The 2765-nt window shown below is 71.4% G+C and carries 3 protein-coding genes; 1 reads left to right on the top strand and 2 read right to left on the bottom strand.

Annotated elements, in window-relative coordinates:
* On the top strand, positions 1-371 hold a 371-nt coding region (locus ADL12_RS20815), incomplete at its 5' end, for an SLATT domain-containing protein (RefSeq protein WP_159053233.1).
* 84 nt (positions 372-455) lie between these two features.
* Here ADL12_RS20815 and ADL12_RS20810 read toward each other — a convergent pair.
* Both ADL12_RS20810 and ADL12_RS20805 read right to left on the bottom strand, forming a co-directional pair.
* Positions 456-1997, bottom strand: coding sequence for a substrate-binding domain-containing protein (locus ADL12_RS20810; protein WP_062704179.1), 1542 nt, complete (start codon positions 1995-1997; stop codon positions 456-458).
* A 57-nt stretch (positions 1998-2054) separates the two neighbouring features.
* The gene (locus ADL12_RS20805) at positions 2055-2576 is read right to left on the bottom strand and encodes a hypothetical protein (protein WP_208614584.1); all 522 of its coding nucleotides are present in this window, start codon (positions 2574-2576) and stop codon (positions 2055-2057) included.
* Positions 2577-2765: the final 189 nt, after the last annotated feature.

The following is a 2765-nucleotide window of genomic DNA, read 5'->3' as shown; positions in this document are numbered from 1 at the left end:
CGTCCGGGTGGATAAGGGACGTCGCCACGGCTCAGGCGGTGCAGCGGCGGCTTCAGGTGTTGCAGTTCGACTGGGCGACGGAGAGTGTGCGGGAGGTTCTGGGGCCGGCCGAGGGGACGGCGAGTGAGGCGGCGGAGCGGTGTCTGGGCGTGCTGCGGCGGTTCTCGGAGGACGTGACGGAGTTGGTGCGGGCGGAGACGGCGGACTGGATGGTGGAGTTCCGGACGGGGTCGGCGCCGATGGGGATTCAGTCGGCTGTGGCCGGTGGGGCTAGGCAGGATGTGGGGGTGGGGCAGGGGCGGCTTGCTGTGCCGCCGGGGAATGGGGCGCGGCCGAACATGCCTCGGCAGCGGCCACCGGAGCCTCGGTAGAGGTGTCTTCGCCCCCGCCGCCATGGCAACCGGCGGCAAGGGTGCCGAGCGGCAGCTCAGTCGCGGGAGGTCAGTCGCGGGAGGTCAGTCGCGGCACAGCTTCAGCCCCACCGGCGTCCCGCACGGCAGATGCCCGTGCGTGCGGATCACCTGCCGGCTGCTCTCCTTGTCCAGGTAGGCGAGGAAGCCTGCCGCGAGGGAGTCGTCGGGGGCGGTGCCGTCGGTGTAGGCGTACTCGATGTCGCGGTACGGGTAGGCGCTGTCGCCGCGCTCGATCTCGTCGACGTTGGCGCGGTCGCCGTCGAGGGGCACCGTTCGCACGCCCTTGTGTGCGGCGGCGACGCTCAGCTCGCTGTATCCGATGGCGCCGGGCTGTTCGGCGACCTTGTCCAGGACGTCGCCGGTGCCGGGGAGTTCGCAGCGCGTGACGGAGGTGACGGCGCCGGCGGGCGGGCGGCAGTCCAGTGACGTGCTCTGCGCCTGCTCCCACTGCCCCAGCACGCGGTCCTGGAAGACCTGTCGCGTGCCCGAACTGTCGCCCCGGCTGACGAGGACGATGGGCCGGTCGGCGGTCGCCTTGTCGGCCCCGGGGATGACCTCGCCCCAGCGCTTGTACCTGCCCTTGTAGATGTCCCGCGCCTGCTGCACGGACAGGCCGTCCGGCCCGAGCTCGATCCCGTCGTTGACGACGAGGGTGAAGACGGACAGCGCGACCTTCTTCCCCGTCAGGCCCAGGCGGTCGCCGAGCGGGCCGTCGGAGAAGGCGATCACGGAACGCGCCGAGTTCTTCGATCGGTCGGCCAGGGCGGCGAGCTCGGCGACGCCGGCCTCGCTGCCGCGCGTCTCGACGTCGATCTCGGCGCCCTCGCACTTGCCCTCGTACTGCTTCGCCAGCGTCGAGATCACCGGCTCGAAGGCGGTCGAGCCGATCACCGTCACCTCGCCCTGCTCGCACTCGATCGGATTGCCGTCGCGGAAGACGACGATGGTCGCGAGGGCCAGCACACTGAGCGTGAGCAGACCGGAGAAGATCCTGGCCGGCAGGCTGAATACCGGCGGTTTGTCGTCCGGGGTCGCACTGCGGTTGGGGTGCACCTCGCCGTTCCGGATTCCGCCGCGCAGCCGGATGTCCCTGCCCACGTCACCGCCGGACAGCAGCACCAGCAGCTTGTAGTGGTCGCCGGGGTTCAGCGGGACGCGTGGAAGACGCAGCCGGTTGGCCTCGTAGGAGAAGCCTCGTTGCGGGGTGAAGTGGTCCATCAGGTGGTCGATGTCGGTCGGCTGGGTGACCGAGACGCCCCGGATGGTGCGGTCGGTGAACACCGCGGTGAGGCCGTGGGGTTCGGGGCCGGTGTAATCGTCGCGGTCGATGTTCTGCCCGCCGTCGTTCTCGACGCGCAGCAGCACGAGGGTCGCGTCGTCCATGTCCGCGTCGAACACGCCAAGCCGGACGTTGGCCCGGCCCGAACTCAGGTCGTCACCTATGGGGTTGTCCATCTGGACGCGGTAGCCGATCCGCTTCTTGTGCGGCACCCGGCGCTCGTACCAGAGCATGAAACCGGACGCGACGACGCCGAGCACCGCCGTGCCGACAGCCACGATGTTCTCTGCGCTCAGCCACTCCACCGGCAGCACCGTAGGCAGGGGTGATCTCAACGGCCTTACATGTACGGGTACTTGGGGTTACTGCCTGGTGTACGTCAACTTCTCGCCACTGCTCGTGTTCACGCGCTCCAGCCCGCCGTCCGGCAGCAGGGTGATCTCGGTGGCCTCGCCCGGCGAACAGGTGGGTGAATCGCCGACCGTCACCGTGGACGGGCCGATCTCCAACGGGCCTTCGCCACCCGGCTCTTCGGCCAGTTCCGCCGCGAACTCGCAGTGGTAGGTGCCGGTGCCGGCGGGGCCGTCGGCGACCAGGGTCAGGACCGTGTCGCCCACCTCGCCCTGCCGGATGGTCAGCCGACGGGTGTTCTCGCCGCTGCCGTTGTCGATCGAGGCCGTCCAGGTGCCCAGGTAGTCCGCAGGGATCGCGCCGTCCGACGGGGACGGGGAGGTGGAGGTGGAGGGGGTGGTCGGATCGCCGGTGGGGGCCTCGGTGGTGGCCGTCGTGACGGTCGGGGTGGCCGTCGGATCGCCGCCGGTCCCGTTGTCTTCGGCGCCGCCGTTCAGGAGGGCGTACACCGAGCCGCCGGCGGCAAGCGCCACGACCAGCGCGACGACGATGAGCGCCGCCGTGGAACGCCCGCTTCGGCGGGGGCCTTCGGGGGGGGGGGTGGGGAGGTACGGCAGGGGCGGGTTGTACGGCGGGGGGGGGCCGGAGGGAGGGGGGGTGGCGGGAGGGGGGGTTGGGGGGGGGGGGGGGGGGGGGGGGGAGGGGGGGGTCGGGGGGGGGGG

The sequence above is a fragment of the Streptomyces regalis genome (assembly GCF_001509475.1).
Taxonomy (GTDB): domain Bacteria; phylum Actinomycetota; class Actinomycetes; order Streptomycetales; family Streptomycetaceae; genus Streptomyces; species Streptomyces regalis.
Note: the sequence above shows the minus strand (reverse complement) of the source record. Positions and strands in the feature narration are given on the sequence as shown.